Genomic DNA, 26,098 nt, shown 5'->3' on the forward strand with positions numbered 1-26,098 from the left:
AGATTTTTATGACCAATGAGGAATGTTATCCATTAAGCCATCCGCAGCGAAGAATATGGTATACAGAAGTTATTCATTCTGATAAAGGAATATGTAATTTAAGATTTTTATTTAAACTTCATCGAAAAATGAACTATTCAAAATTAAACCAAGTTGTGAATCGCGTTATCAGTGAAAATGACGGTCTGTGCATTAGGTTAAAAGAAAATGGGCATCAAGAACCTAAACAATATTTTATTAAACATGAAGAACAAGAATTTGAGTTTTTTGATTTCAGTAATGTGGAGAATACAAATTTGCTTGAGGCATGGATTGAGCAGAAAACAAAAGAAACGTTTACATTATTTAATTCGAATTTATACTATTTCGCTTTAATAAAATTAAACGATAATGAATGTGCGGTCTTTGGAAATGTTCATCATATTATTATGGATGGTTTATCAATTCAAATATTTACTGAGCAGATTGCAAAATATTATTATGACATGCATAACGAGAATGAGGAAGGCGAAATTAAAAATTCATATGTTCAATTTCTGACTAATGAACAAACATACTTGAATAGTAGTCGTTTTCAAAAAGATCAAAAATTCTGGTTAGAGGAATTTAAAACACTGCCATCTGTGACCGGGTTGAAGCCTTATAATACGTACCAAGTTAGTACCAAAGCATCACGTGAGACGTTTATATTAACGGAACATTTGAAGAGAAAGATAGAAAAATTTTCTGAAGATTACAAAATTAGTTTATATACTCTTTTTGTTGCTGCTTTCTCGTTGTCCATGTATCGGTGGACCTCATCCCTTGATATTGGTTTAGGAATGGCTTACGGCAACCGTATGACTAAAATGGAACGAAAATTGATTGGAATGATGGTGAGTACAGTTCCTTTAAGAATGGATATTGATCCAGAAGAAGAAGTACTTTCATTTATTAGTAGGGTGTCCAGAAAACAAAGTAAATCATTAAGACACCAGAAATATCCATTTGATTTGTTATTAAAGCAGATTAATAAAGAGAGTAACAGTAATGTGAGACTTTTCGGAACTACGATTGATTATAGGAATCGTGATGAAAGTGGTGACTCACTATGGATTCCAAACCGTGAAGAAGTACAAGATTTTGCAGTGCATATTGAAAATCTAATTGATATAGACTCTTTACATGTACATATTGATTATCGTGAGGAGCTATTTTCTAAGGAAGAGATAGAACGATTCTTTAACGTTATGCTAGTGATACTGGAAAATATTTTTGAAAACCCAAAGCAGAAGGTGGCTGAAATAGAAATCATTTCTGAGGAAGATAAAAGAAAAAGTTTAGTTGAGTTCAACAATCCTAAACTGGATGTCCCGCCTCAAGTAACTATTCATGAAATGTTCGAACGGCAAGCGATGATTTATCCAAATGCTATTGCAGTTACGTATGAAAAAGAAAAAATTACTTATAAGGAGCTTAATGAACGTGCAAACCAGTTAGCTCATTATCTGCAGAAAAAAGGAGTAGGACCTGATACTTTAGTTGGACTGTGCGTTGAACGTTCCCACGAGATGATTGTAGGTATTTTAGGGATTTTGAAGGCTGGTGGGGCTTATGTCCCACTTGATCCAACATATCCAGAGCAACGACTTCAATATATTTTAGAAGATGCTAGCATTCAGTTATTCGTAACGCAAGAAAGTTTAAAAGAATTGAACTGGTTACCAGAAAATGTTGAGTCGATTTGCCTGGATCGTGATCAAGATGAGATTGGGAAAGAAAGTAAGACTTTGCCGGTTTCTAGTGTCGGTCCCCAAAATCTGGCATATGTAATCTATACTTCGGGATCAACGGGAAATCCAAAGGGCGTTATGATAGAGCATCACAATGTCATTCGGTTATTTAAATCGACGGATTGTTGGTATCAGTTTAATGAAAAAGATACTTGGACGCTTTTTCATTCGTATGCATTTGATTTCTCAGTATGGGAAATTTGGGGAGCATTATTATATGGTGGAAAATTAGTTGTTGTTCCGTACTGGATTAGTCGATCACCTAAGGATTTTTATCAATTATTGGTGGAGGAAGAAGTCACAGTTCTAAATCAGACACCTTCCGCATTTCGACAATTAATACAAGTGTGTGAACAAGAAGATAAGAATAAAAATTTGCAGCTGCGTTATGTCATATTTGGCGGAGAAGCGTTAGAACCTACTAGCTTGTTACCGTGGTTTCAAAGGTATGGGGAGAAAAACCCACAGTTAATTAATATGTATGGAATTACAGAAACTACAGTTCATGTTACATATTATCCAATTACTTTAGATGATGTGCAGCAGGCTTCAAGAAGTAATATTGGAAAGCGGATTCCCGATTTAGAAGTGTATATACTAGACGCTTATCAACAACCTGTTCCTATAGGTGTTGATGGTGAACTTTATATTGGCGGGGCAGGGCTTGCACGTGGGTATTTAAATAGACCTGAATTAACAGCAGAGCGTTTTATATCTCATCCATTTAGTAGTGATCTGAAAGCAAGATTATACCGGACAGGAGACTTAGCGAGGTATTTGCCAGATGGGAATCTAGATTATCGTGGAAGAATTGATCATCAGGTTAAAATACGTGGTTTCCGAATTGAGATTGGGGAAATTGAGTCTACTTTACATACATATGCATATGTAAAAGAGGTAGTTGTAATTGTAAGAGAAGATCAGCCAGGCGATAAACGATTAGTAGCATATGTTGTAGGAGATGGAAATGTAGATGCGTGGAGAGAGTATCTTAAAGCGAAACTACCAAGTTATATGGTTCCTTCGGGATTTGTGGCGATGGAAGCTATTCCACTTACAGCTAACGGTAAAGTTGATCGTGAGGCCTTACCTATGCCGGAGGAAACGCAGATTAATAGTGAATGTGTTGGCCCTCGGAATAGTAACGAACAGATACTAACTACCATTTGGAAGAGAGTATTAGGTGTTAAAAAGGTGGGAATCTATGATAATTTCTTTGAAATTGGTGGCGACTCGATTCTCAGTATTCAAATCATATCTCAAGCAAGTCAAGTGGGGTTAAAACTTACTCCAAAGCAAATGTTTGAATGCCCAACTATCGCTGAGCTGGCACAAGTGGCTATAGAAACGCAGGGAGTACAAGCGGAGCAGGGAATTGTGATAGGTGATGTGCCTCTTACTCCAATTCAGTGCTGGTTCTTCGAGCAAGAACATCCACATACAGAGCATTGGAATCAATCAATGCTTTTAAGAGTAAAAGAAAGATTGGATGTGAAATTACTAGAGGGAGCGATATTAAATTTACTGAAACATCATGATGCTTTACGTTTCCGGTACGAACAGTTACCAAACGGAACGTGGAGGCAGAGAAATGAAGGGACTGATGAGCTGTCAGTACTCCATGTTGTAAAACGGAATCAAGTTAATGAAAAAGAGTGGAATAAAATAATACAAGAAGAGATGAATATTCATCAAGCTAGTTTCAATTTAATTACTGGTCCGTTAATGAAAGTAGTGTACTTTGAAGATAACTTGACTGAAAATGATCGAATATTCTGGGTGATACATCATTTAGTAGTAGATGGAGTGTCATGGAGGATTCTATTGGAAGATTTACAGGTGGTATATAACCAGATGAAACAAGGTCAAGAAATTCGCTTACCTGCGAAAAGTACATCTTTTAAAGAATGGTCTGAACGACTTCAGACATACAGTGATTCGGGTATTTCAAAAGAAGTAAAGGATTATTGGAATGAACAAGTAGAAAAAGAAACGATGAAAATTCCAATGGACTATCCAATACAAGAAACGACAGAAGAATCGATTGATCAAGTGACGAGGACTTTAGGAATAGAAGAAACACAAGCATTGTTTCACGAAGTTCTAGTCACTCATAAGACAAGGATTGATGAGGTACTATTAACGGCATTAGGACAAGCTATCGTCGATTGTACAAATCAGCAAACCGTTTCTATTCATCTAGAAGGACACGGGAGAGAAGAGATGATTGAAGGTATTGATTTATCAAGGACAGTGGGCTGGTTCACGAGTATTTATCCCGTTCATCTCAATTTTCAAGGAACTCAGACACCTATTGAAGGGTTAAAGGCAGTCAAAGAGCAATTGCGTCGAATCCCAAATCGCGGAGTTGACTATGGTATTTTACGTTACTTGAATAAAGGATTACTTCCGTTTTATCAGCAAAAGCCTTCAATAAGCTTTAACTATTTGGGCCAATTTGATCAGGTGTTTTCAAGGGACTCTTTGTTTATGCAAGAGACAGGATTTACATTTTTAGATCATGCTCCAGATTCCAAACCATCTCATCTAATTGATGTTATCGGAATGGTGAAAGATGAAAAGTTACATTTTATTTGGATGTATAGTAGGGAACAGTTTTCTAAATTAAAAATTCAAGTGATAGCAGATGGTATGTTGAGGCATCTTCGTCAACTTATAAATAAACCAACAACAGAGTCTGCTTTTACGGTATCAGATTTTGCTGATGCAGAGGATCTTACGGAAGAAAGCTTGAGCAAAGTATTACTTAAATTAACAAAGAAGAGGGTGTAAAAATGGGAGACGTTATTGATATATATGGTTTATCACCTTTGCAAAAAGGAATACTGTTTCATACTTTATACGATCAAGATGATGAACATTCTTTTTCCTATATTGTACAAGTAGGTTTCTTGCTCGGGGGGCAATTGGATGTTGATACTTTTGAAAAGGCTTGGGAATATGTTATTAATCGACATGAGGTTTTACGTTCAGTATTTGTATGGGAGGAAGTAGAAAAGCCACTACAAGCGGTTTACCAACGTCTTCCTTTTACTATTCATCAAGAGGATTGGAGCACCTATCCACATGAGGAAAGGGTGAAGAAATTACAACAGTTTTTGAATGTAGATCGTAGAAAAGGATTTTTATTGGATGAAGCACCATTGATGAGAGTCACTGCGATTAAAGAAGCAAAAGAGGAAACGAGAATTATTTGGACACATCATCATATTTTGCTAGATGGATGGAGTGTGTCATTGGTCTTTAGTGAAGTGATGGAAGTTTATCTCAAGATGATAAAGGGAGAATTATTGACTCTTCCTAAATCTCTTCCTTATAAAAAATATATCCAGTGGATAAATAAACAAGATCAAAGTCAAGCAGAGGAATTTTGGAAAGAAGAATTAAAAGGGTTCTATGCACCTACGCCATTAGCAATGGAAAGAAAGGATCAAGGACAAGAGAAGGGCTATGGAGAGTGTGTTTATCAAGTATCTGAGAAACTTACTGAGAAGTTACAAGAGTGGGTACGAAATAGTCGATTAACGTTGAATACGTTAGTACAAGGTGCATGGGCTTATTTGATGAGTAGGTATAGCGGTGACAGTGACGTCGTATTTGGCGTAACTAGCGCTGGACGTCCTACTGATTTAATGGGAGCAGAGAATATGGTGGGGCTATTTATTAACACATTACCTACCAGAATTCGATTAACGGATAATACATCAGTAGTAGATTGGCTTCGTAAAATACAAATGAAAGAAATGGAACGAAGACAGTATGAGTATAATTCGTTGATAGATATTCAAGGTTGGAGTGAGGTTCCGCGAAATAGCTCCTTATTTCATACCTTGTATGTGTTTGAAAATTATCCAATTCAAGGTGAGAGAAATGATGATTTAAGATTACTAGATGTTACAAGCACGGAACAAACAAATTATCCTTTAACACTCATTGTAATGCCCGGTAAGAAAATTACTTTAAAGTTGATGTATGATCGAAGCTATTTTAATGAAGAAACAATAAATCTGATTCAGAATCACTTATTGCAAATATTAATTCAGATGACGAAGAGCCTAGATTCAAAACTATTTGAAATTACTCATTTAACAGAAGAAGAACAGATACAGTTACTAGAGGAATGGAATCATACTCAATTTAATTATTCGGCTGAAGGCATGATTCATACGATGTTTGAGGAGCAAGTTAAAAAAACACCGGAAGCAATCGCGGCTAGTTACGAAAATGAACAAATTACCTATAAAGAGTTGGAGAAGCGTGCAAATCAGCTAGCTCATTATCTACAAAAGCATGGTGTAGGCCCAGAGTCTCTAGTTGGGGTATATATGGAACGTTCATTACAAATGATGATAGCGTTATTAGGGATTCTAAAATCAGGAGCAGCGTATGTTCCACTTGACCCTACTTATCCAGAGAGTCGGCTTCGATATATATTAGAGGATGCTGGAATCGAAGTGCTAGTGACGGAAGAGAATTCTAAAAATTTGTTTGTATCAGAAAATATTAAAACGATTTGTATGAATAAAGATTACACTGCAATTGAAAAAGAAAAATCAACCCCATGTATAAGTGGTGTAACAGGAGAAAGTTTAGCGTATGTTATGTATACTTCAGGATCTACAGGGAATCCAAAGGGAGTAATGATTGAGCATCATTCAGTAATCAATTATCTAGAATGGATGCAACATAAATATCCACTTTCTAAAAAGGATGTGATCTTGCAGAAAACGCCATTCTCATTTGATGTCTCTGTTTGGGAATTGTTTTGGGGCATTCACGTTGGTGCAAGTGTATCTTTCTTACCTCCAGGTGGAGAAAAAGATCCTTCTATTATAGCTGAAGTGATTAAAAAACATCAGGTTACTATAGTTCAATTTGTACCTTCGATGTTATCTGTTTTCTTAGATTACTTCAATCGTATTGAATTGAACATGAATTGTTCGTCCGTACGCCATGTATTTTCTGGTGGGGAAGAACTAAGCTCAGGGTTAGTTAGACGATTTCAGCAGAAATGGAATTATAGTGAACAAGTGCAATTAACCAACTTTTATGGACCAACTGAAGCCACTATTTATGTGAATGCATTTGATATTCAGCCTAATCAAGAATTTGTTTCTATTGGGCAGCCAATACAGAACACGCAATTATATGTATTAGACCAAAATCAACGCCTGCAATCAATAGGAATTGAGGGTGAACTATATATTGGTGGTGCTGGTTTAGCACGTGGATACTTAAATCGTCCGAATCTTACTGCTGAAAAATTCGTTTCGCATCCATTCCGATTGGGGGAACGACTATATCGAACAGGAGATTCAGTAAGATATCTAACTGATGGAAATATAGAATTTATAGGTCGAATGGATCATCAAGTTAAAATGCGTGGTTTTAGGATTGAATTAGGAGAAATTGAAGCGACTTTAGAAAAATGTTCGTTTATTAAAGAGGCTGTCGTATTAGTTAGAGAAGATCGTCCAGGTGATCAACGATTGGTTGCATATGTAATAAGCGATGGAAATACCCAAGAGTGGAGAGAGTATTTACAAAACCAATTACCGAATCATATGATTCCAGCGCACTTTGTAGAGTTAGAACACTTCCCGCTTACTCCGAATGGGAAAATTGATCGAAAGGCCTTGCCAGAACCTGATGAGCAAGCTATTGGAGATTTAAATGTTCTACCTCGGACGCCATCGGAAGAGCTTATTGCCTCGGTTTGGGGTCAAGTGTTAGGGACAGAAAATATTGGTATTCAAGATTCCTTTTTTGAACGGGGTGGGCACTCACTACTTGCTACTCAAATCGTCTCTCGATTGCAAGAATTGTTCCAAATCAAAATCCCATTACGTGAACTTTTCAAGCACGATACAGTGGAAGCGTTGGCGAAACGAGTAGATCAGTTACGAAAAGAAGATAAAAAACGAGAGGTTGCCCCCCTTGTACCTATGAAACGAGAAGAAGCTATTCCACTTTCCTATGCGCAGAAACGTCTATGGTTTATTGATCAATTAATGCCAAATAGTGCTATGTACAATATTCATGCAGCGTGTCGCTTAACAGGTAAATGGTCAATTGAAGCATTGGAGGCCGGATGGAATCAATTGTTGGAGCGTCATGAATCATTACGGACGATAATTCTAGAACAGGAGGGTGAACCGTTTCAACAGGTTCAATCTCATGTATTCAGGCATATCCCTCAAACGAATCTAACAGATCTCTCTTTGGAAGATAGGGAAAGAGAAATGAAACGGCTCATTCAAAATGAAGCGGAGGAACCATTTCATTTTGGACAAGGTCCTCTGATTCGAACACGAATATTGAAAGTGGATAGGGAAGAATGGGTTCTCATTTGTACGATGCATCATATTATTTCAGATGGATGGTCAATGGGAATCTTACTTGAAGAATGGATGGCTTTTTATGAAGGAGCACTAAACGGCAAACCGGCGGAATTGAAGGAGTTATCTATCCAATATGCAGACTTTGTCATGTGGCAGAAGGAATGGCAAAAAGAAGAGAATTTGAATCAGCACCTTCAATATTGGAAGGAAGAATTGTCTGGGGAGCTACCGGTTTTACAATTACCGATGGATCGTCCTCGACCTGCGGTTCAAACCCACCGTGGTGCAAATCAGTCCTTAATGGTGGCGAATTCCCTACAGGAAAAACTCAAAGATTTAAGTCTGCAAGAAGGATGCACTTTATTTATGACATTGATGGCAGCGTATCAAAGCTTCCTTTCTCGTTATACAGGACAGGACGACATCTTGGTTGGAAGTCCGATCGCTAATCGAAATGTGAAAGAGATTGAGGGATTAATAGGTTTCTTTGCAAATACGTTAGTTTATCGAGCTGATTTCAGTGAAAACCCGACGTTCCAAGAACTTTTGTCGCAGGTAAGAAAAAAAGCACTAAAAGCATACGAGTATCAGGATGTTCCATTTGAGAAAGTGGTAGAATCCGTAAAGCCGGAACGGAATACAAGTCATTCACCAATATTCCAAACCATGTTTACTTTACAGAATACGAAACAAGACTTTCTTCAGCTATCTGAAAGACAAATGGAACTCATGGAAAGCCATGTTTCTGTTGCAAAATTTGATTTGAGTTTATTTGCTTCTGAGACGGAAGAAGGATTATCACTAACCTTTGAATATAATACTGATTTGTTTAATGATACAACCATTGAACGTATGGCAAGTCATTTTAAACATTGGTTAAATCAAATTGTCTCTCATCCAAAATGTGTACTATCAGAACTGAATATGTTATCGAAAGTAGAATATAAGCAACTACTAGAGGAATGGAATAAATCGCATGTTATAGATATGGAAGAAAGTACGATTCATACAATGTTTGAAGAACAGGTGAAAAAAACACCAGAAGTAATTGCAGTAGTGTGCGAAGATGAAGAACTAACATATCGAGAGTTGGACGAACGCTCGAATCAGTTGGCACATTATTTACAAAAAAATGGTGTAACATGCGAATCATTAGTTGGGATTTGCGTTACACGTTCATCCGCGATGATTGTCGGTCTCTTAGGAATTATGAAGGCAGGAGGAGCATATGTCCCAATTGATCCAGCGTATCCGGAAAGTCGACTGCAGTACATTTTAGAAGATGCTCAAATAAAGGTACTGGTGACACAGGAAAAGTTACAACAAAAAATGGTTATACCTACATTCGTCAACGTCATTTGTATTGATCATAATCGAATAGAAATAGAACAAGAAGTAACTACGGTATGTACGAGTGAAGTGACGGGCGATAACTTAGCCTATATTATCTATACTTCAGGTTCCACTGGAAATCCAAAGGGAGTAATGATTGAGCACAGGAATACAGTAACAATGATTCATTGGGCGCATCACACGTATTCCCGAAAGGAATTAGCGGGAGTATTAGCTTCAACTTCACTATCCTTTGATTTATCCGTTTTTGAAGTATTTGTTCCCTTAACGATGGGTGGTAAGGTGATTGTCGCTGAAAATGCTCTACATCTAGACAAGTTGTCTACCAAAGGTGTGACTTTGGTTAATACTGTGCCATCGGCAGCAAAGGAATTGGTTCGAGCAAAAACAATTCCTTCTTCAGTAAAGGTAATGAATTTGGCTGGAGAACCGTTACCATATCCGCTTGTTCAAGATTTATACGAGAGAAGTACGATTGAGAAGGTATACAACTTATATGGACCGTCTGAAGATACTACGTATTCCACATATATGGAATTAGAAAAGGGTGTCATGCATAGGGTACCACCAATTGGTAAACCGATCTTCAATACAGAAGTATATGTACTGAGTGCGGAACAAAAAATGGTTCCAATTGGTGTAGTCGGTGAGCTGTACATTGGTGGATCAGGGTTAGCACGTGGATATTTAAAACGCCCTGACTTAACGAAAAATCGATTTATACCGCATCCGTTTAAAGAAGGAGAGCGAGTATACCGGACTGGAGATCTAGTAAGGTATTTACCGGATGGAAATTTGGAGTATGTTGGACGAATTGATCATCAGGTGAAAATACGTGGGTTCCGGATTGAACTAGGAGAAATTGAAGCGGCATTACAAAAGCATACATTAGTTAAGGAAGCTATTGTGATGGTGCGGGAAGATTATCTTGGCGATCCACGTTTGATTGCTTATGTTGTAGGAGACGGGGATGCTCAAAAGTGGCGTAATTATCTCAAGGACCAACTACCAAATTATATGATTCCAGCCTATTTTGTCGAATTAAATGCATTTCCACTCACCCCTAATGGGAAAATTGATAGGAAGACTTTACCAGCACCAGAGAAACAGGAGATAGCAAGTGGTTATATTGCTCCTCGTACGTCTACGGAAAAAACAATCGTTTCGATATGGCATGAAGTTTTAAGTATGGAAAACATCGGAATTCAGGATTCGTTTTTTGAAATTGGTGGCCATTCACTACTTGCTACGCAAGCCGTTTCTAATCTTAAAGAGGCTTTTGGAATCGAGATACCATTGCATGATTTATTTATGTTTCATACGGTGCAGCAATTGGCAGAACAGATTGATCAATTGCTCGATAACAAAAATCAAGAAATGCAGAATGATAGTAAGGAGAATGTAAGTCTTCAAGACTATGTTCAAAAAGAAGCAGAAGTGAGTAATGATGAAGAATTACTGGAACTACTTAAGCAATTAGAGGAGCTATCAGAGGAAGAAGCACAAGGGATATTCGAGAGTAATTTGATTGAGGAAGGGGTAAAAAAATGAGAAGTGATTTACTTGCAAAGCTGAGTTCACTTTCTCCTGAGAAGAGAGCATGGCTTCAGAAGCAAATGCAAAAAAAGGAGAATAAAGAAGCAATCCCGTTGTCTTATGCACAACAACGTTTGTGGTTTATGGACAGATTTAATCCAAATAGTTCTTTATATAATATTCCAACGGTATGGCATCTAAAAGGAAATTGGATACCTGAAGCATTAGAAAAGGGATTCAATCGACTCATTGAACGCCATGAATCATTACGAACTGTTTTTAAAGAAGTAGGAGAACAACCTGTGCAACAAATTATTGAATTCCTTCCTAGAGCATTACCTGTAAGAGATTACTCTCAACTTCCTCTAAAAGTAAAAGAAAAAGAGGTAGATAGTTTAATTGCGAGAGAAGCGCAAGAACCATTTGATTTAATGAATGGTCCTTTAATTCGTAATCAGCTTGTTCAATTAGAGAAGGATGAATGGTTATTACTGTGTACGATGCATCATATTATTTCTGATGCTTGGTCCATTGGTATATTCATGAATGAATTCCTTGCTTTCTATGAAGAAGAAACGGGCGGAAATCCTGCTAAATTAAGTTCATTATCCATTCAATATGCAGACTTTGCGAAGTGGCAAAAGGAGTGGTTGCAAGGTGATGTGCTAAATCGTCAGCTTACGTATTGGCAGGAAGAATTGTCTGGTGAGCTTCCTATCTTACAACTGCCAGTGGATCGACCTCGACCGGTTAAGCAGACTTACTCTGGGGCTACGCATCACGTAATTTTTCCTTATAAATTGCTTAGTCAATTGAAGGATATAAGCCGACAAGAAGGATCCACTTTATTTATGACTTTAATGGCCGCATACCAGAGCTTTCTTGCTCGTTATACGGGACAAAAAGATATTCTAGTTGGTAGCCCGATTGCAAATCGGAACCATAAGGGAGTAGAAGGATTAATTGGTTTCTTTGTTAATACGTTGGTTTACCGATCAGATTTGAGTGGCACTCCTACTTTTCGGGAGATTTTGAGCCAAACAAAGAAAAAGGCGTTAAAAGCTTACGAATATCAAGATATACCATTTGAAAAAGTGGTAGAAGCTGTGCAACCTGAACGAAGCATGAGTCATTCGCCTGTCTTTCAGACCATGTTTACGCTACAGAATATAAAACAAGAACGACTAGATTTGCCTGGTAGAAGTATTGAAATGGTAGAAAGTAATATGTCTATTGCTAAATTTGATTTGAGCTTAACTGCCTATGAAGTGGAAGAAGGTCTATTTGTCTCATTTGAATACAATACGGACTTATTTGATAGTAGTACCATTGGACGTATGGCAGGCCACTTTGAGAACTGGCTAAATGAAATTACGTATCATCCAGATGAATCATATACAAAGCTGTCAATGTTATCGGACACTGAGCAGAAACAACTCCTAGAAGAATGGAATGATACGGACGTAGTTTATGGTCATGATTGTATGATTCATGAGCTATTTGAGCAGCAAGTTGCACGGACACCTGATGCAGTGGCGGTAGTTTATGAGGGTGGAAAGCTAACGTATCAAGAACTCAATGAAAAATCGAACCAATTGGCACGTTTTCTACAGAAACGAGGTATCGGACCTGAATCATTAGTGGGTATATGTATTGAACGTTCTCCTGATATGATTATTGGTCTCTTTGGGATTTTGAAAGCAGGTGGGGCTTATGTCCCACTGGACCCAAGTTACCCCGAAAATCGCCTGAGATACATTTTGGAGAATTCACAAATTCAAGTGCTGTTAACAAAAGAGGCACTACAGGACTGGTTACCTAAAGGTATTCAAGCAATTTGTTTAGACCGGGATCGAGTAATGATTTCTAAAGAGAGTAATTTAGCTCCAGTGAGTGGAGTAACAGCAAATAACTTAGCCTATATCATATACACTTCGGGTTCGACAGGAAATCCAAAGGGGGTAATGATTGAACATCATTCCGTTATAAACCGCTTACAGTGGATGCAGAAAAAATACCCATTGTCCGAGGAGGATACAATCCTACAAAAGACACCGTTTTCATTTGATGTTTCTGTCTGGGAATTATTTTGGTGGTCATTTGTAGGAGCACGTGTTTGTTTGCTTCCACCAGGAGGAGAGAAAGATCCTGCGGTGATTGAGGAGTATATTGAACGATATCGTGTGTCCACCATGCACTTTGTTCCGTCGATGTTATCTACTTTTTTAGATTATATGGAACTATATAATTCGAAAAGGGATGTATCGTCTTTAATTCAAGTTTTTACTAGTGGAGAAGCGTTAAACACTGAGCAGGTTCGCCGGTTTAAGGGGATCTTTTACAATGTTCAGCAAACAAAGTTAATTAACTTGTATGGTCCTACTGAAGCGACTGTGGATGTGACTTATTATAATTGTGATTTAGAAAAAGAGCCAATGCTTATTCCGATTGGTCGTCCGATTGATAATACAGAGTTGTATGTGTTAGATCAATATCAACAAGTGGTCCCGATTGGTGTGGCAGGGGAACTTTACCTTGGTGGAGTAGGATTGGCACGTGGCTACTTCAATCGACCAGATTTAACTACTGAACGTTTTATTTCGCACCCCTTTAAGGACGGGGAACGATTATATCGAACGGGTGACCTGGTGAGATATATGAATGATCGCAACTTAGAATATATTGGAAGAATAGATAACCAAGTCAAAATTAGAGGATTCCGAATTGAATTGGGAGAAATTGAAGCAGCTTTACATGATCACCCATCTGTAAAAGAGGCGGTCGTGTTGGTGAAGGAAGATCGACCAGGAGATAAGCAGTTAGTAGCTTATGTAGTGGGTGAAGGGGATACTGGAGAGTGGCGTGAATATCTCAAGAAGCAATTGCCACATTATATGGTTCCAGCATACTTTTTCAAAGTTGAAGGTATGCCACTCACTCCAAATGGTAAAGTGAATCGGAAAGCCTTACTGGAATTAGAAGAACAGTTCATAAGTGAAGATATTACTTCATCACGAACACCAGTGGAGGAGCTTATCGTTTCCGTTTGGAGCCAAGTGTTAGGTATAAAAAATATTAGTGTTAAGGATTCCTTTTTTGAAATCGGTGGTCACTCACTACTAGCTACTCAAGTAGTGTCACGTTTACAGGAAATCTTTCAAATCGAATTACCAGTACGTGAACTATTTGAGTACGCAACAGTGGAGTCACTGGCAAAGCGATTAGAGCAGTTACGTAAAGGAGATAAAAAACGAGAGATTCCGCCACTAATACCAACGAAACGAGGAGAAGCTATTCCGCTATCTTATGCCCAACAACGTTTATGGTTTATTGATCAATTTACACCTAATAGTGCCCTTTACAATATGCCAATGGTATGCCGCCTTACAGGGAATTGGCTACTTGAAGCATTGGAAACGGGATGGAATCAACTAATAGAACGTCATGAATCATTGCGGACGGTCTTTCACGAAGTGAACGGTCAACCCGTACAGCAAATTGAACCATATGCTTTTCAATCAATTCCGAAAACGGATTTAACTATGCTTTCTGCTGAAGACCGAGAAGAAGAAGTTAAACGTTTAATTCAACAAGAAACAGAAGTGCCATTTGATTTAACAGAGGGTCCATTAATCAGGACAAGTATTTTGCACGTGGGAGAGGAAGAATGGATACTTCTTTGTACTCTACATCATATCATTTCAGATGGATGGTCAATGGGAATACTACTTGAAGAATGGATGGCATTTTACGAGAAAGCAACGGATGGAAAGGTGGCAGAACTTGAACCATTACCGGTTCAATATGCCGACTTTGCTCAGTGGCAAAAAGGATGGCTGAAGGAGGAAGTGCTTGATCAACAACTTCAATATTGGAGGGAAGAATTGTCTGGGGAGCTTCCTGTACTCCAACTTCCTATGGATCGCCCGCGTCCCGCAATACAAACCCATCACGGGTCGACATACACTCTGATTCTGCCAAGCACGCTACATGATAAATTGAATGAACTTAGCCGAAAAGAAGGGGCTACACTCTTCATGACGCTGTTGGCTGCATATCAAAGTTTTCTATCTCGTTATACGGGACAAGAAGATATTCTGGTCGGAAGCCCAATTGCGAATCGGAATTATAGAGAAATTGAAGGACTGATTGGTTTCTTCGTTAACACGCTAGTTTATCGAGCTAATTTGAGTGGTAGACCGACATTTCAAGATGTACTGTATCAGGTTCGTCAAAAGGCATTGAAGGCATATGAATATCAAGATATCCCATTTGAAAAAATTGTAGAAGTTGTGCAACCGGAGCGAAGTACAAGTCATTCACCAATCTTCCAGACTATGTTCATCTTGCAAAATATGAAACAAGAGTTTCCGGTGTTATCTAGTAGAAGTATTGAAATGATAGAAAGCTATAGTCCAATTGCAAAGTTTGATTTAAGTGTAATGGCAGCTGAGACGGAAGAGGGATTACTTTTTACTTTTGAGTACAATAAGGATTTATTCAATGCTACTACAATTGAACGGATGGCAGGACACTTTGAGAAATGGCTACATGAAGTTTCTCATCGCCCGCAAAATCCGTTGTATGACCTGAGCATGCTATCGGAACCCGAGCGTAATTTGTTATTAGAAACATGGAATGACACTGTAATGGAAATGTCCCATCAGGGTCTTATTTGCGACAGATTTGAGGAGCAAGTAGCAATGCGTCCTGATGCGATTGCGGTAGTTGATCAAACAAAACAGTGGACTTATGGTGAACTTTATATACAAGCAAATCAGTTGGCAAATGTTTTACAGCGAAAGGGAGTAGCCCCAGAGTCAGTGGTGGGAGTTTATCTTCCGAGGTCAGCAGAGCTAATGGCAAGTTTACTAGGCATTTTAAAAGCTGGTGGAGCTTATGTTGTTTTAGACCCGTTGTATCCAAAATCAAGGTTAGAATACATGATTGAAGATGCAGGAATTCAATTTGTAGTGACGGCGGAAGGACAAGAAGGACATTTCGCACACGTCGAAATGGTGAGGTTAGAAGAATTAACGGTGGAAAGCGTAATCGCACCTACACGTCAGATAAATCCAGAGAACTTAGCCTATATTGTCTATACCTCTGGTTCTACAGGAAAACCGAAGGGTGTCATGGTTGAACATCGCTCATTAATAAATATGGTTTCTTGGCATCAAGAAGTTTATCGTATTTCAGCAGAGGATCGTGCGACTCAGATTGCAGGTGTTGCTTTTGATTCGGCTGTTCAGGAGATTTGGCCGTATCTAACTGCTGGTGCAGCACTCTACTTGTCAACAGAGGAACTGAGAATTAATCCAGAAGCACTAAGGGACTGGCTCATTGATTCACGAATAACAGCTAGCTTTGCACCTACGCCTATTCTGGAAAGACTCTTGAAATTATCTTGGCCAGATAATACGGATCTTCGTTTTATCATTACTGGTGGGGATCAATTAACGCAGTATCCATCTAACGATATTCCTTTTGCGGTAATTAATCAGTATGGTCCATCGGAAAATACAGTCGTTACCACAGATTGTTATGTACCTGTAGGAGTGACAACAGGTACGCCATCGATTGGTCGACCGATTGCGAATACAGAAGTTTATGTATTAGATTCTCATCTTCAGCTAGTACCAATTGGTGTAATTGGAGATCTCTATATTGGAGGAAAGAGTCTTGCACGTGGATATGCTAATCGTCCGGATCTTACAAAGGAAAAATTTATTCCACATCCTTTCAAGTCAGGAGAACGTCTCTATTACACAGGAGACAAAGCAAGTTATCTTTCTGATGGTAATCTCCAGTTCCATGGACGTATAGATGACCAAGTGAAAATTCGTGGTTTCCGAATTGAATTGGGAGAAATAGAAGCTGTTTTGCAGGCGCATTCTTCTGTGAAAGAAGCAGTTGTATTGGTACGAGAGGATTATCAAGGTGATAAGAGATTAGTAGCTTATGTAGTTGGTGAAGGCAGTGTCAGTGAATGGCGAGAATATCTACAAACACATTTACCTAATTACATGGTTCCAACTAACTTTATTGAAATGGAATTTTTACCACTTACACCGAATGGGAAACTTGATTTGAAGGCATTGCCTATACTTAGTGAACAATCTGCCGAAAATACTGTCTATCCACGAACTCCGCTGGAAGAACTTATCGCTTCAGTGTGGAGTCAAGTGTTAGGAATAGGAGACATTGGTGTTCGGGATTCTTTCTTTGAACTTGGTGGTCACTCTCTACTTGCTACACAAGTGGTCTCACGCTTACAGGAAGTCTTTCAAATCAAATTGCCAGTACGTGAACTGTTCGAATATTCAACGGTCGAGGCATTATCGAAACGAATGGATCAGTTGCGTAAGGGGAGCGAAAAACGAGAAATTCCACCATTGGTGCCGATGGAACGAGGAAATAATATTCCACTATCTTATGCCCAACAGCGCTTATGGTTTATTGATCAATTTGCACCAAATAGTGCACTTTATAATATGCCAATGGCATGCCGCCTTACAGGGAGTTGGTTACCTGAGGCATTGGAGTTGGGATGGAATCAGTTGATAGAGCGTCATGAATCTTTGCGGACTGTATTTTATGAAGAGGATGGCTATCCTGTGCAGCAGATTCAACCGTATATTTTCCGTCCGCTTCTTCAAATGGACTTAACTAAGCTTTCATTAGAGGAGCGAGAAAGAAAGTTGGAGCAATGGATTCAAACTGAAGTAGAATCTCCATTTGATTTAGAACAAGGGCCATTATTCCGTGGGAAACTCATAAGAATTTCAGAAGAAGAATGGGTTCTTCTGTGTAATATGCATCATATTATCTCAGATGGATGGTCGATGGAAATCTTGCTTCAAGAATGGATGGCATTTTATGAGAATGCGATTGGTGAAACACAAGCAGAGCTGGAACCACTACCAGTTCAATATGCCGATTTTGCTCAGTGGCAAAGAGAATGGTTGAAAGATGAAGTACTATATCAACAACTTGCATATTGGAAGGAAGAATTATCTGGTGAGTTACCAGTCTTAATGTTGCCAATGGATCGTCCGCGTCCGCCAGTGCAAACCCATCATGGATTAACTCATAATGTTTTGTTGTCACGCTCATTACTGGATAAATTAAACGAACTAAGTCGTCAAGAAGGGGCCACACTTTTCATGACCTTATTGGCATCGTATCAAAGTTTCCTTGCTCGTTATACGGGACAAACGGATATTATTGTTGGTAGCCCAATTGCAAATCGAAATTATCGAGAAATTGAGGGGCTGATTGGTTTCTTTGTCAACACTTTGGTTTATCGAGCTGATTTAAGTAATGCACCGGCATTTCAAGAGTTGTTATCTCAAGTACGGATAAAAGCATTGAAGGCGTATGAGTATCAAGATGTTCCGTTTGAGAAAATTGTAGAGGTTATCCAACCTGAACGAAATACAAGCCATTCTCCGATTTTCCAAACCATGTTTACTTTGCAAAATACGGGACAGAAGCTACCAGAACTACATGGAAGAAATATAGAAGTAATGGAAAGTAATGCTCCGATCGCTAAGTTTGATTTAAGTTTAACTGCTGCAGAAGTGGAAGAGGGTTTATTACTTACTTTTGTTTATAGAACTGATTTATTTGACAGCTTAACTATTGAATCCATGGCTGAACATTTTGGGAACTGGTTGAATGTAATCGTGGAGAATCCTGATAAATCATTAGCTAAGTTGCCTATATTATCAGGATTACAGCAAAAACAGTTGGAAGAGTGGAATAATAATACTGAAGCATATCCACAGGAAAGTACAATTCATCAGCTGTTTGAAGAGCAAGTAAATCGTACACCTGATGCGGTAGCAGTGGTAGATGAAAAACAGCAGTTAACGTATCGAGAGCTCAATGAAAAAGCTAATCAATTGGCCCACTATCTTCAGCAATGCGGAATTGGGAATGAATCATTGGTTGGACTTTGCTTTGAGCGTTCAATTGAGATGGTTGTTAGTATTATGGGGATTTGGAAGGCTGGAGCAGCCTATGTTCCATTAGACCCATCATATCCAGAAAGTCGCCTACGATATATTTTGGAGGACACTGGAATTCAAGTATTAGTTACGAACGAGTCATTGGAAGATTGGATACCTAAAGAAATCAAGATAGTTTGTCTAGATAGGGATCAAACAATGATTTCACAAGAAAGCATTCTTTCACCAAAATGTGAAGTAACAGGAGAAGACTTAGCGTATGTTATCTATACTTCAGGATCAACGGGGAATCCAAAGGGTGTCTTGATACAGCATCATTCTGTACTAAACTTGTCGCATGGTTTACAAAAAGAGGTTTTCGAACATGAGATACCATCTAACATGCATGTCGGTTTAAATGCGTCAATTGCCTTTGATGCGTCTATCCAGCAATTACAAATGCTGCTTTATGGTTCAAGTTTGTATATTATTCCAAGCGAAGTACGAAGTGATCCGGAGCAGTTTGTAGCTTATATTAGGGAGAACAAGTTAGAAATCTTTGATATAACACCTCCATTGCTTCAATTACTTATAGATATCGGATTGTTAGAAACGTGCGACGACGTTCATGTTCCAAGTAAGGTATTGGTTGGTGGTGAAGCAATTATGCCGTCATTATGGGAACAGCTAGTAGAGACTGATAAAATTGAGTTTTATAATGTATATGGCCCTACAGAATGTACGGTTGATGCAACATGCTATCATATCAAAAAAGATAGTAAGCGAGTAACGATTGGGCGTCCATTGCCTAACATCCAAACTTATGTATTAGATAGAAATAGGTTGCCAGTTCCAGTTGGTGTGATGGGGGAACTTTATATCGGAGGAGCAGGTCTAGCAAGGGGGTACTTGAATCGTCCAGAGTTAACATCCGAACGATTTATTTCTCATCCATTCAAAGAAGGCGAGAGGTTATATAGAACAGGTGATCTTGTGAGATATCTTCCTGATGGTAATATAGACTACTTAGGAAGAATGGATAATCAAGTGAAGATTAGAGGATTTCGAATTGAACTTGGAGAGATTGAGTCGACTTTACAAGAGCATGACTTGGTAAAAGAGGCAGTTGTAATGGTTAGGGAAAATCAGTCGGGGGATAAGAGGCTGGTAGCTTATGTAGTGGGCGAAGGCAGTTTAGAAGAATGGCGAGAGTATCTTAAAACAAAACTGCCAATCCATATGATACCTTCCTACTTTGTCGAAATGAAAGAATTACCGCTAACCATAAATGGAAAGATTGATCGGAAATCGTTACCTATACCAGATTATCAAGGAACACAAGAAGGATACGTGGCCCCAAGAAATGAACGTGAACATAAGCTTTCTATCATTTGGGAACGTGTGCTAGGTTCAAAACGTATTGGTATGAATGATAACTTCTTTGAAATTGGTGGAGATTCAATTCTTAGCATTCAGATTGTCTCGCGCGCGAAGCAAGCTGGTTTACAATTGACACCAAAACAAATATTTGAACACCAAACGATTGCTGAGTTGGCGCAAGTAGTCAAAGAAGAACAAGGTGTACAAGCTGAACAGGGAATTATAACTGGAGAGACGATACTTACACCTATTCAGCAAAGGTTTTTTGCACAAAATCATCCTAACCCACATCATTGGAATCAATCCATGTTCTTTAGAACGAAAGAGAAATTGGACATAGGATCACTGGAAAAGGCGGCAGGTAACCTTCTACTTCATCATGATGCTCTGCGTTTAAGATATGAACGTTTACCTAATGGGGTTTGGAAACAGTGGAATGAAGGAATAGAAGAACAATTGATGCTTACTGTCATTTCATTAGACGAAGTGCCGGAAGCTGATTGGCATCAGGTTATTCAAAAAGAGATTAATGTTGCACAAGAAAGTTTGAATTTACATGATGGTCCGCTAATGAGAATGGTGTATTTTGATGAAGGTGAGCACGCTGGTCGATTATTTTGGACAATTCATCATTTAGCCGTGGATGGTGTTTCTTGGCGAATTTTATTGGAAGATTTGCAAACAGCATATACGCAAGTAGTCCAAGGGCAGAAAATTCAATTACCTATGAAGAGTACATCTTTTAAAGAATGGTCGGAGAAATTACATCATTACGCTGAAACTGGACTATCAAAAGAAGTGCTACATTACTGGGAGGAGCAGGCTGAACAAGACGTAGTTAAATTGCCGGTAGATGGTACTATAAGTAATCCAGTAAGCGCAGTAACTGAGGAAATTACTGTGGTGTTAAATGAGAATGAGACCCGTATGTTATTGCAAGAGACTTTAAGCACTCACCGTGTCCAAATCAATGAAGTATTATTAGCAGCATTAGTACAAGCTACGGCAGCATGTACGGGTCAGCCGATATTGAGCGTAGATTTAGAGGGACATGGTCGAGAAGAGATTATTGAAGATGTTGATTTATCGAGAACTGTGGGATGGTTTACAAGTATTTACCCAGTTCATTTAAATATTACTAGTGCTAATACGCCAATTGCAGCATTAAAAGCAGTTAAAGAACAAGTTCGCAAAATTCCTAATAAGGGTGTTGATTATGGGGTGTTGCGTTACATGAACGCAACAATGTGTGAGCAATTAAGCTCCCAATATACACCGTCTATTAGTTTTAACTATCTTGGACAATTTGACCAAATGTTTTCTAGCGATGCAATGTTTATTCCGGAGAACGAATTTAAGCGTTTAGATCATGCTGCCGGTTCCAAGCGATCGCATGTAATTGATGTAATTGGGGTTGTAACGGATGGAAAACTTCAGTTCACTTGGGTATACAATGTTGGACAATTTGCCAAATCAACGATTCAAAGTATTGCACAGAATATGCTATATCAACTGAGTACATTGATTCAATTTTCAGATAGAGAATCTGCACTGACCATTTCGGATTTTGCAATGGCTAATCTTAGCCAAGAAGGTTTGACAAATGTACTAAACAAAATGCATCGCGGAAAGAACAATCAGATTACTGATTTATATCCACTATCACCTTTGCAAGAAGGTATGATTTTCCACACATTGCATGACCAAGGGGATGAACATGTTGCACCGTATATAGTGCAATTGAGTTTTATGATTCGAGGAAAAATGAATATTCCTACATTTGAGCAGGCGTGGAAATCTGTAATTCAGCGGCATGAAATTTTTCGTACAGCATTTGTATGGGACGAAATTGAAGAACCTGTACAAGTGGTGTATGAAAATATCCCATTTAAAGTGAACAAAGAAGACTGGCGTACAATGACAAGTGAAGAGATAGAGGAAAAAAGAAAAGTCTTTTTGGCATTAGATCGAAAACAAGCCTTCCAATTTGATGAAGCACCATTGATGCGGGTAACAGTCATTCAAGAAGGTGAGGAAGAATATCGGATTGTTTGGACCCATCACCATATTTTACTGGATGGATGGAGTTTACCATTAGTATTTAATGAATTACTTACAGTCTATCAGAAGAGAATGAATGGAGAAGCTGTGAAGTTACCTAAGTCCTCACCATATAAGAAATATATCCAATGGTTAAGAGAGCAAGATAAGGAGCAGGCGGAACAATTCTGGAGAGAGAAGCTAAAAGGTTTTACTGCGCCAACTTTGCTGGGCTTAGAAAGTAAAGAGGAAGAAAAAGGTTACACAGAGAAGGTTACGTATTTATCAGAAGAGCAGACTCAAGCGTTACAAGGATGGGCGAAACGTAATAAACTTACTTTGAGTACAGTAATTCAAGGTGCATGGGCATATCTCATGAGCCGATATAGTGGAGAAAATGACATTGTTTTTGGTGTAACAAGCTCAGGGCGTTCTACGGAGATTATTGATGTTGAAAACATCGTAGGTCCTTTCATTACAACGTCACCGACGCGAATTCAATTGATGGATGATATAAAATTAATAGATTGGTTGCAGAAGATACAAAAGGAAGAGATAGAAAGAAGACAATATGAGTATGCTTCTTTGACAGAGATTCAGGGGTGGAGTGAAGTTCCTAGAGGAATACCGCTGTTCAATAGTTTATATGTGTTTGAAAATTATCCAGTGAAAGAGGAGTCTTCAGAAAATCTGGAAATTGGTGAATTGGAAGGGGTAGAACAAACTCACTACCCATTAGGGTTAGCTGTAGTTCCAGGAATCCAGTTATCGTTAAAGTTAATGTATGACCGTAGTAAGTTTAATAGAGTAACCATTGAACGAATGCTGGGTCATTTACACCAAGTGTTAATGCAAATGCTCAAAAACATTGATCAAAATCTATCGGAGCTAGTATATATTACGGAGGCTGAACAAAGAAAGCTATTGGAAGAATGGAATAATAATACTATATCCTATCCACGTGAGAATGCAATCCATCAACTATTCGAAGAGCAAGTAAATCGTACGCCTGACGTGTTGGCAGTGGTAGATGAAAAACAGCAACTAACATATCGAGAGCTGAATGAAAGAGCTAATCAATTAGCCCATCATTTACAGAAATGTGGAATTGGAACAGAGTCATTAGTTGGCCTTTGCTTTGATCGATCAGTTGAGATGGTTGTTGGTCTAATGGGAATTTGGAAGGCCGGAGCAGCCTATGTTCCATTGGATCCATCGAATCCGGAAAGCCGCCTACGATATATTTTAGAAGACACAGACATTCAAGTGTTAGTTACGAATGAGGTATTAGTGGGCTGGATACCTAAAGAAATCAAGGTAGTTTGCCTAGATAGGGATCAAGCCATGATTTCTCGAGAAAGCAAACTTTCACCAATATGTGAGGTAACAGGGGAAAACTTAGCGTATGTTATCTACACTTCTGGTTCGACAGGGAATCCAAAGGGGGCTTTAGTACAGCACCATTCTGTAATAAACCTATCATATGGTTTACAAAAAGAAGTTTTCTCACATGAGATACCTAGTAATATGCGCGTTGGTTTGAATGCATCAATTGCCTTTGATGTATCTATTCAGCAATTACAAATGCTGCTTTATGGTTCAAGTTTATATATTATTCCAAGTGAAGTTCGCACTAATCCAGAACAATTTGTGTCCTATATTAGGGAGAATAAATTGGAAATGTTTGATATGACACCTTCATTACTTCAATTACTAATAGATGGAGGATTGCTAGAAATAAGTGCTGATGTTCATGTACCAAGCAAGATATTGGTCGGTGGTGAAGCAATCATGCCATCATTATGGGAACAGCTAGTAGAGACTGAAAAAATTGATTTTTATAACGTATACGGTCCTACAGAATGTACGGTTGATGCAACATGTTATCATATCCAAACAGATAGTAAGAGAATAACAATTGGGCGTCCATTGCCGAACGTTCAAACTTATGTATTGGATAAAAATTTGTTACCTGTCCCAGTTGGTGTAACAGGTGAGCTATATATTGGTGGTGCAGGTATAGCAAGAGGATACTTGAATCGTCCAGAATTAACAGCAGAGCGATTCATCCGTCATCCATTTAATGAAGAAGAGCGTTTATATCGTACGGGAGATTTGGTTCGTTATTTACCTGATGGTAATTTAGATTACTTGAGAAGAATTGATAATCAAGTGAAAATTAGGGGCTTTCGTATTGAACTTGAAGAGATTGAAGCGAATCTAGAGAGGCATCCATTGGTAAAAGAAGCAGTAGTTTTGGTAACAGAGGATAAATTAGGAGAGCAGAGATTGGTTGCTTATGTAGTTGGAGATGGTAGTATGCATGATTGGCGTGAATATCTCAAGACACAAGTACCGAATTATATGGTTCCCGCACACTTTATTAAGGTAGACGAGATTCCTCTTACAACGAATGGCAAAGTTGATCGAAAGGCATTGAACAATTTAACTATTCTAAGAGAAAATAATTTTTCTACACCAATCATTCCAAGGGATGAAATTGAATATCAGTTGATTAAAATCTGGCAGGATGTGTTACAGATAGAAGATGTCTATGTAAATGATGATTTCTTTAATAGAGGAGGACACTCTCTCCTTGTAATTAAATTAGTTTCAAAAATTAGGGAGAAGTTTGGAAAAGAGATTATGGTGTCTACATTGATTAAGAATCCAACAGTGGAAGGAATCGCATGCCTTATTCGTGATAAGCATGATATGACGAAATCAGTAGCAGCGCTAGTTCCACTACAAGAATCAGAAAAAAGACCTTTCTTTTGCGTTCATCCGTTTATGGGGAATGTATTTTGTTACATTCAACTAGCAAGATTGCTTAAGAACCATTGTTCATTTTATGGTTTACAGAATCCTCTTATAGAAAAGAAAGAAATTGACGAGTTAACTTTGCCGGAAGTAATTCAACTTTACATCGAAGAAATAAAACGTGTTCAGCCAGAAGGTCCATATCGTCTTGGAGGATGGTCTTTAGGCGGTGCAATTGCTTATGAAATCGCAACTGTACTAAAGAATCAAGGTGAGGAAGTTGAGTTGTTGATACTAATGGATACTAAAGTACCTTCAGAGCAGGACTATAAAACAACGGAGGATATGCTCTCATATATATATGAGCATTTCATTTCTAGAGATTTTACTGAGCAGGGGGAAGGCCTCTTCCATGAACAAGATATGCTTGTAGAGCGATTAATTATGGAAGGAGTACTCCCGCCTGATGCAGATCTTATGAATTTGAAGCAAGTTATCAATGCTCATAGGAAATGCCTGAACTTAATGGCAGAGCATGATTTAATACCATACTCTGGAGAAGTTCTCTACTTTAGTGCTGAGGAAGGAAAAGAGTTGTTTACAGATTGGGGACCTTTATTAAAAGGAAGAGTAAATAGGTATTCAGTCCCTGGATCACATGAAGAAATAGTAGACTTCCCCGCAGTTGAAAAGATAGCTAAGTACCTATTAAATGAATTTGAAGGGATAAAAGAAACATCCCTTTCATTAACTGAAAAGTAGAGAGTGCAAAAGATGCAACGCTATGAACGAAAAGGGCAGCCCAATAACTGCAAATAAAGTGTAGGCAATAATGAATATATTAAGAGTATTACTTTTTAAGAGGATAATGGAAAATTTACTTGATAGAGACATAGAAACCTATATGAGTTGCTCATAGAATGATGTAAATGCTCTCTATTTT

The 26,098-nt window shown here is 38.4% G+C and carries 3 protein-coding genes; all 3 read left to right on the forward strand.

Features of this window, described 5'->3' with window-relative positions; genetic code table 11:
* The first annotated feature begins 8 nt into the window (after nucleotides 1-8).
* From JFU02_RS31680 to JFU02_RS31690, 3 genes are read left to right on the forward strand one after another with little or no spacing between them, the layout of a single operon-like run.
* Complete coding sequence (locus tag JFU02_RS31680; protein WP_061667090.1) at nucleotides 9-4,565, forward strand: non-ribosomal peptide synthetase; 4,557 nt, start codon at nucleotides 9-11, stop codon at nucleotides 4,563-4,565.
* 2 nt (nucleotides 4,566-4,567) lie between these two features.
* Nucleotides 4,568-11,038, forward strand: a complete 6,471-nt coding sequence (locus tag JFU02_RS31685; RefSeq protein ID WP_061667089.1) for a non-ribosomal peptide synthetase — start codon at nucleotides 4,568-4,570, stop codon at nucleotides 11,036-11,038.
* Nucleotides 11,035-25,917, forward strand: coding sequence for a non-ribosomal peptide synthetase (locus tag JFU02_RS31690; RefSeq protein ID WP_141560297.1), 14,883 nt, complete (start codon nucleotides 11,035-11,037; stop codon nucleotides 25,915-25,917). The genes JFU02_RS31685 and JFU02_RS31690 overlap by 4 nt, the downstream gene beginning before the upstream one ends.
* Nucleotides 25,918-26,098 lie beyond the last annotated feature (181 nt).

Source organism: Bacillus sp. TH13 (assembly GCF_016651175.1).
GTDB classification, from domain to species: Bacteria; Bacillota; Bacilli; order Bacillales; family Bacillaceae_G; genus Bacillus_A; species Bacillus_A thuringiensis_S.